This window comes from Thalassotalea marina, assembly GCF_014656435.1.
Classification (GTDB): Bacteria; Pseudomonadota; Gammaproteobacteria; order Enterobacterales; family Alteromonadaceae; genus Thalassotalea_C; species Thalassotalea_C marina.
The window spans coordinates 198,914-206,599 of sequence record NZ_BNCK01000010.1; the positions used below are offsets into that span (position 1 = coordinate 198,914).

7 protein-coding genes are annotated in these 7,686 nt (G+C 37.2%); all 7 read left to right on the forward strand.

What is annotated here, in order from left to right:
* The first annotated feature begins 57 nt into the window (after nt 1–57).
* The 7 genes from IE199_RS19305 to IE199_RS19335 all read left to right on the forward strand — a co-directional run bounded on the left by IE199_RS19305 (nt 58) and on the right by IE199_RS19335 (nt 7,519).
* A complete protein-coding gene (locus IE199_RS19305; protein ID WP_189773953.1) occupies nt 58–1,554 on the forward strand; it encodes an amidohydrolase family protein in 1,497 nt (498 codons plus the stop codon).
* Nucleotides 1,555–1,729: 175 nt separating this feature from the next.
* Nucleotides 1,730–2,188 carry a hypothetical protein gene (locus IE199_RS19310; RefSeq protein ID WP_189773955.1) on the forward strand — a complete coding sequence of 153 codons (459 nt, stop codon included), beginning with the start codon at nt 1,730–1,732 and terminating at the stop codon, nt 2,186–2,188.
* Nucleotides 2,189–2,439: 251 nt separating this feature from the next.
* Nucleotides 2,440–3,657 (forward strand): hypothetical protein, encoded by a 1,218-nt coding sequence (locus IE199_RS19315; protein WP_229854850.1) that lies wholly within the window; start codon nt 2,440–2,442, stop codon nt 3,655–3,657.
* Complete coding sequence (locus tag IE199_RS19320; protein ID WP_189773958.1) at nt 3,654–4,085, forward strand: type 2 periplasmic-binding domain-containing protein; 432 nt, start codon at nt 3,654–3,656, stop codon at nt 4,083–4,085. Before IE199_RS19315 ends, IE199_RS19320 begins: the two co-directional genes overlap by 4 nt.
* Nucleotides 4,078–5,664 (forward strand): GGDEF domain-containing protein, encoded by a 1,587-nt coding sequence (locus IE199_RS19325; protein ID WP_189773960.1) that lies wholly within the window; start codon nt 4,078–4,080, stop codon nt 5,662–5,664. Before IE199_RS19320 ends, IE199_RS19325 begins: the two co-directional genes overlap by 8 nt.
* On the forward strand, nt 5,654–6,634 hold the full coding sequence (locus IE199_RS19330; RefSeq protein ID WP_189773962.1) for a diguanylate cyclase domain-containing protein: 981 nt from the start codon (nt 5,654–5,656) through the stop codon (nt 6,632–6,634). The genes IE199_RS19325 and IE199_RS19330 overlap by 11 nt, the downstream gene beginning before the upstream one ends.
* A 90-nt stretch (nt 6,635–6,724) precedes the next feature.
* Nucleotides 6,725–7,519: a putative bifunctional diguanylate cyclase/phosphodiesterase gene (locus tag IE199_RS19335; protein WP_189773964.1), complete on the forward strand. Its 795-nt coding sequence runs from the start codon at nt 6,725–6,727 to the stop codon at nt 7,517–7,519.
* Nucleotides 7,520–7,686 lie beyond the last annotated feature (167 nt).

A 7,686-nucleotide genomic window follows, 5' to 3' on the forward strand; every position in this document is an offset into this window, starting at 1 on the left:
AACTTAGGACGATATTGCCCTTGTTAATTAAGCTTGCATTTTATTTAGGAGGCACTGATGAAAAAACAGTTATTCGCGTTAGCATTATGTACGCCATTTATGGCAAAGCCGGTTTGGGCACAGGTTGATTTATTAATTAAAAATACTACGGTTATCTCGCCACAAAATCAGCAAAAAGTAGATATAAAATCAAATCACTGGGTTGCTATTAATGGTAATAGAATTGTCAGTATTGGCTCAGATAAAAACCTGCCTAAAGCAAAACACATTGTGGATGGCACAGGAAAGTTTCTGATCCCAGGGTTAATGGATAGCCATACCCATTTAAAAACAATGCCTGGATTAAACCCAGCAGATAACAATGCATCGATCATGCAGCAAGCTTATTTAGCAAGACAAGGTGTAAACTATCTTTATTATGGAGTAACTCAAGTTATTGATCCCTCAAACACACAACAAGGTATCGATGCATTCCACGATAGCGGTATGACACCTAAAGCGTTCTTTTGTGGTGCAATGCCAGTGGTCAACGGTTATAACGCCCGTGGAATTGAGCATGAACATTTACATTATGAGAGACCTTATTATGTCGCTCAGGACACTGACCCTGAAACTCCAAAGGTCATCAAAGAGGCGCATCAGGCTAAACAAGCGGTGAACCGTTTATCAGAAGACGGCGCTGTATGTGCAAAAGTTTACATCGAAGATGGTTTTGATTTAGCTAAAAATATACCGCTTATCAGTAATGCCACCTTGAAAGAGTTAACTCAACATGCGGCTAAATTAAATTTACCTACTATGGCACATGCTAACGCAACTGATATGCAGGATATTGCAGCAGATCATGGGGTAACTATTATGGGACATGGGCTTTGGAATTGGTTAGAAGAACAAAAGCTTAGCAATCAAGAACAACTACCACCTAAAGTTACTGCTGTGTTAGATAAAATTATCGAACGTAACATCGCTTATCAACCGACATTAAATGTTATTAGAGGACTAACAGATTTAATGGTTGATGGACACTTGATGCGTCCAGAATACCAGAATGTACTGCCACAATGGCAACTTGATTGGTATTTAAGTGAGTCAGGCCAATGGTTTGCAAAAGAAATGTACCAAGATTGGGATGGGCTACCTGTTGCGAAAATTGTTGAACGTTTCACAGCAAAACAAGTTAATGGTCAGCGAGTACTTAATTACTTATATGAGCATGGTGCAACTATACTATTAGCGTCTGATACACCACCTGCACCAACATATGCATCCCAACCTGGTTTATCTACTTATATGGAATTGCAAGACATGTATAAATCAGGCATGAAATTAAAAGGCATACTTGCCGCAGCAACCATTAATAATGCAAAAGCATATAATCTTGAACACGATTTTGGTAGCGTCGATTCAGGTAAGATGGCTAATTTACTTTTATTAAATAGTAATCCATTGGAGACACCTTTGGCTTATGACGATATCAACACGGTTATTTTGCAAGGAAAAGCCTCAACACGTGATCTATTTCATGTATCTCAACTAAAACAAGTAAAACACTAAAGCCTGGTGAAGTCAGCCAAATATTTATCCTTAGGTTGATACCTAACTCTTACTAAGCCCTGCAAAAAGCGGGGCTTAGTTTTCCTTTTCATGGGATGCATTTTCTTTGATTAAACGATACTCTTATTTAATGTCATTTAGATTTAGCGTAACTTGGCGAAAGAGAAGGCAAATTGTGACAAGTCACCGTAAGAAAATTTTAAAAAATGTCGTGGTATTTCAAGCGAAATTAGCTATAGATGCGTTGAGGGATTTATTATTGAGCCCAGTATCACTAACGTGTGCTTTTATCGATGTTGTCCAAAATAACTCACCAGAGCGCAGCTATTATAAAAAGCTGATGAAACTAGGGCACTACAGTGACGATTGGCTCGGTTTATTTGTCTTTCGTGGTGCGGATAATGATACGCCAGATGAAAAAACGGCAATCAATGAAAGCAAACTTGACGAACATAAAACAGGAAAAGAGCATCAGCAAAACATAGATAAGCTATTTGATAAAATAGAGCAAACGCTAGAACAACAACTAGCTAACGGTGCAACTTCAGCCTATGCAAAACAATTAGTGGAAAAGCACTTAACTAAGATCAGTCAATTAAATAAACAACAAGACTCAAAAGCGACTGATAAATAGGGTTAAGTTCACACGGGTAAGCAATTCGAATTGAGTGTTTGCCATCACTTAGGACATTTTTTCAAAAAACAATACCGCTAAATAAGCACACATAATAAATGTGCCATTTGTACTTTAATGGCTAATTTAGGCTTTAAAATTATACTCGCAATGTAATGTCAATTTGAGAGTAAACTTAAGCACTTGCTTTGATAAATATTAGAATTACGACTAATTTTATAGTTTATAAAGCAACTGTTGAGTTTTGAATTTTGCCTCGAATTATCATTATTTTATTGATCTATTTCTCTGCTTTTTATGCTCATGCTAATGAACTTGAGTGGAGCAGTTTTGGTACGCTCGCAATGACTTTATCAGATTCGAAACAATACGGGTTTCGACGAGATATTCGAAGTGATAACGGTGTATTTGAAGGTGATGTAGATTTTAAAGAGTTTAGTTTAATCGGTGGCCAGCTCGAAACTAAATTGGGTAATAACGTCGATTTTGTTGGACAAGTTGTACTAAGAGATATTGCCAAGTCAAAATGGGATGACTATATATCTCTAGCATTTATGCGCTACACACCAAATACGAATTGGTCCTTCCGACTTGGTCGCTTATCCCCTGATTTATTTATGATCACTGAGTATCGAAATGTCAATATTGCATACTCTTGGGCTAAAGTACCAACAGAAGTATACGGCATTATTCCATTTTTATATTACGATGGTGCAGATGTTTCATATTCTACTCGTGTTGGTGATGCTCTGGTTAGAGCAAAGTTTTTCGCCGGCGAAAGCGATTCCATTGTGTTTGCCGACAGTGAATATGAAGGGCTTGATCTAGACAAAATGTTAGGTTCGTCATTGACTTATGATAAAGGAGACTGGAATCTACAATTTAGATTTAGCCAAGGAAAGCTTAGTGCTAAATCCAACGCAGTTGATTTAATAAATACACAAATAGCCTTACTTCCCGATTTTATTTGGCCAAACAAACAGGCATTTTATTCTAAGGTTAATTTAAAAAATATTGATGCTAAATATCTATCCTTAAGTGGCCAAAAGTACCTTGGCAATTGGCTTTTCAGTTTTGAATTGGCGCAAGTTGATGCTGATTCAAAGATGATAAGCACGCTTAACAGTGGTTATGTCAGTGCAGCATATCAATATAACCAACATACATTTTATACCGTTATCGCCCAAACCGACTCGAAGCAATATAAGTTTAACGAAGTAGGGGTTAACACGGCTCTAATCCCAGAGCTTATTCAAGCTATCGATTATGGCGCAAATTTTTATTCTTCAAATCAACAGTCGATGTCGGTCGGTTGGCGCTGGGATATTACGCCTAGCATAGTGTCAAAGCTGCAGTTCACCAGGACCGACATTAGTGAAAATGGCGATACACTTTGGATCAATACTGGTTTAGATTCCCCCAAAGAAAAGGTGAATAGCTTGGTATTGTCTTTGAGTTTTGCTCTATGAGAAATGTAAAAGGGTTATTGATTCTTGTCTTATGGCTTTTTGCGCCTCTGAGTTGGGGTCAAGAAGACATGGTTGTTGTGATGAGTAAAGGTACTCCAATTCAAACGTTATCGAAATCAGAAGTAATTGACATCTTTATGGGCAAGTACACCGCTTTTCCAAATGGAGAGCTTGCGATTGCTGTGGAGTTATCTGGAGAGCCTGAAATTAGACAATTATTTTACAAAAAACTAATTAACAGGAGTCTTGCTAGTGTTAATGCTTATTGGGCCCGACTTAAGTTTTCTGGAAGGAAAAGAAGTGTTGTAGATCAAGATTCTGTGGGGGAAGTGATTGCTTACTTGGAAAAAAATCCATTAGCAATAGGCTATATTCCGATCAGTTCATTAAATGACAGTTTGAAAGTAGTTTACCGTTTGAATGAATAAAAGTGCATTAACATTAAGACTAGCTATTGTGGTGATTTTTACTGCCTTTGCAGTAGGTATTATTGTGTCGCAACTTTTTTTTAGAATTACTTATGTGGATGAATTTGAATCTAGTCGAAAAAACGTGTCTCAATTGTATAAAACCGTTTCGTCAACCGTATCTATTGCTACCTATTTAAACGATCAGGAATTAATAAAAGAAGTTATTGCCGGTTTGATTAGTAACGATGTCATTCAAGGGGTAGCAATCTCGACAGAATCAATTTATGAGTCTTCTGAAGACTTTTACCAAACAAAGGATAGCCAAGCGTTTAAGTTGTATTCGCCTTTTGAGAATAGCCGTGAAGTTGGCGTGTTAACGATAACGCCTAACTTGGAGTATATAGAGCAAAGAGCATTAGAAATCAGCAAAGATAATCAGTTATCTATTATTATTCAGGCAGCTATCATCACCATCACTGTTATTATGGTGTCTTTTGTGATCGTCGCCAAACCTATTACTACAGTTGCAAGGATATTACATAGCGTCAAACCCGGTACTGAGGCTAGGGTGCCAATTCCAACTTATCACCAAAGAAGTGAAATAGGTTTGTTAGTTAGAGATATCAATAAACTGTTAGACCGCAGCAGTAAACAGATTGTCGAAGAGCGCAATCTTCGTCAACAAGTAGAGCAACTTTCTCGCCATTTTAAATTACTTTTTGAAAATGCCAGCTCTCCAATAGTACTTACCGAGCCTAATGGAAATATCGTTTTATACAACAAAGCTTTTATTGGTTTACTCGAGCGTTTGGGCCTGAATCTGCAACAAAGTTTTGGCCCATTTTTAAAGAACATATTTGAAGACCAACAACGGTTAATTACGCTTGTTGAAGAAGCATTTGGTAATGACGAAATGGCTAGTGGCGAATTTAAACTTAATCGGTCTAGCACCACTGGCGCTGCAGTATGGGTTCAGGCAATTGTCAATTTAGCAATTACCGAAGACTTTCATGAATTTCATCAAATAACACTGCATGATATTTCACAAAGAAGACAACAAGTAGAACAGCTAAATATTAAAGCAAATACTGATGCTTTAACTATGCTATTTAATCGCAGAGGCGGCGAAGCACAAATTGAAAAGTTAATTTATGAAAATATCCCTTTTGCCATGTTGTTATTGGATTTAAACAAGTTTAAACAAATTAATGATGTATATGGACATGACGCTGGAGACAAAGTGCTTGTATATGTCGCTATGCAGTTAAAAAAGTCTGTGCGTAAAAACGATGTATTAATACGCTGGGGAGGTGATGAATTCGTCGTTATTTTAACCAAAGTTAACGCGAGACAAGCGTCTGATATTACGAATAAAATCATATCTAAAATAGAAAAACCTTATTTTTTGTCAAATGAAAATATAGATGTAAACGTCGGGGCGAGTATCGGCATAAGCTTGTTTCCTGACGACGAAAAGCATCTATCTTCACTTGTTCAGGCTGCAGATAAAGCAATGTACGCTATTAAGGAGAAAAGGGATCCTGCGCAGTCTGTTGCTTTTTATAAAGATTATAATGAGCAAACCAATGACAACTAGTCGTGTGATAAATGAAGTAGCCAGCGTCAAGAAAACCATATTGATGGCGTTGGCAGCATTGAGCTTATTGTTAGTGAGTGAATTGGCATTAACACACTATGATAACGTTGAAGTTGGTCTAATTATATGTATTACAGGCCTTATTTTGCTCTATTGGTGGGCCAATTCAGATACAGTACAGGTCATTCGCGGCTTAATATTGTGGGGCATATCCACCTTAGTGTTTTACCTATCCTGGGAGCAAAATGGTATCTATAACTCTGCCCTTTTTGCATACCCTTGCATTATCCTCTTGGCCTATACCATGGGTTCAAAAATGTTAGTCATCCCAATTTTTCTAGCAATCGCTATGCAGGTCATTATTTTGGCATTGGCTCACGAAGTTAATTTGATTGAGATCTTAGAAGAAAACCCCAATTCATATCGAATTCGTGCAGTCGATATACTCGTGGTGTTAATTTTATTCGGCTCAATTAGCTACGTATTTATCCATAATTTTAAACAAGCATTAAAAAAGCGAGCTAAAAGTATTGCAACTTTGCAAGACCAGTTAGAAAAGGCAAATAAACTATTAGACTATGATGAACTGACATCACTAGCGAAAGAGTCTGTGTTTGAACGAGAGCTAAATGAAATTTTAGTGACAAGAACTAACAACCTACGTGTTGCTGTATTTATTTTAGATTTTCCGAGCTTGCAACAACTAAACAATACATTGGGACGTCAACTAGGTGATTTAACTGTAGCCCAAGTTGCCGGTCGACTAAATTCGATGATGCAAAATGGGGAGAGGGTTTATCGGTTGTCAGGTCACAGTTTTGCGCTACTAAAAGTTTCAGAAAGTTCAAAAGAGAGTGATTTGTTTAGGGAACGCTTGTTACAGGCAATGTCGACTAAATTTGACGTGCATGGTATTGAGGTATCGCTATTTTGTTTGCTAGGTGTCGCTGTTGCCCCCTTTGATGGATAAACAGTTGAAGAATTGCAAAAAAATGCCTACCTAGCGTTACAAAACGTAGAACAGAGTACTGTGAATAGTGTTTGTTACTTTGAACCCTATATGAAAATTAAAGAGGCAGATAAGTATTTTTATATTCATGCAATTAAAGGTGCTATCGAAGGTGAACAGCTACGGTTGTTGTATCAACCCAAGATAGATTTAAACACTAATAAAATAGTAGGTGTTGAAGCCTTAACCCGATGGCATCACCCTGAGCGAGGTGTTATTTCTCCCGGTGACTTTATCTCTGCAGCGGAAGAGTCTGGACAAATTGTAGATATTACTAAATGGGCGATAAATCAAGCATGTAGTGATATGGCACAATGGCGTAAGGCAGATATTGAAGATATTTCAGTAGCGATTAATGTTTCATTGGTCGACTTTAGAAGTGGTGCACTTCCACAAATTATCTTTAAAGCACTCAACACCAATCAAATTAGCCCCCATTTGTTAGAGTTAGAGATCACCGAATCGGTAATTTTTGATGATGCAGATCACGTGCAAGAGCAAATCCATAAAATGAATGTTAAGGGGGTGTCTTTTGCTATTGACGACTTTGGGACAGGATATTCGAATCTAGGGTATCTAAGTAAATTTAACGTGGAAACGTTGAAAATTGACCAGTCATTTCTTAAAGATATTGCTACTAATTTTCATAATCAACATATTGTAAAATCAATAATAAAAATGAGTAAAAGCTTACATATAGAAAACGTAGCCGAAGGTGTAGAGGACGAAGAAACTGCCAAGTGGTTAAGAGAAAACGATTGTTCAATGGCACAAGGTTATCATTGGGCTAAACCAATGGCATTTAATGAACTTGTTAAGTTTCTCGAAAAAAACAACTCTCATTAAATAGATGTATTTTATACCTATAAATTCTTTTAATGTGCCGTGATACTTATTGAACCTTCTCCCCGAAGTTTAACCATTGGCTAAACTTCTAGGCGACCAAACCAAAAGGAGAAAGCTCAATGAAATTCTATACCAAATTACATGATTTTTATTGTGGGATCGACCTA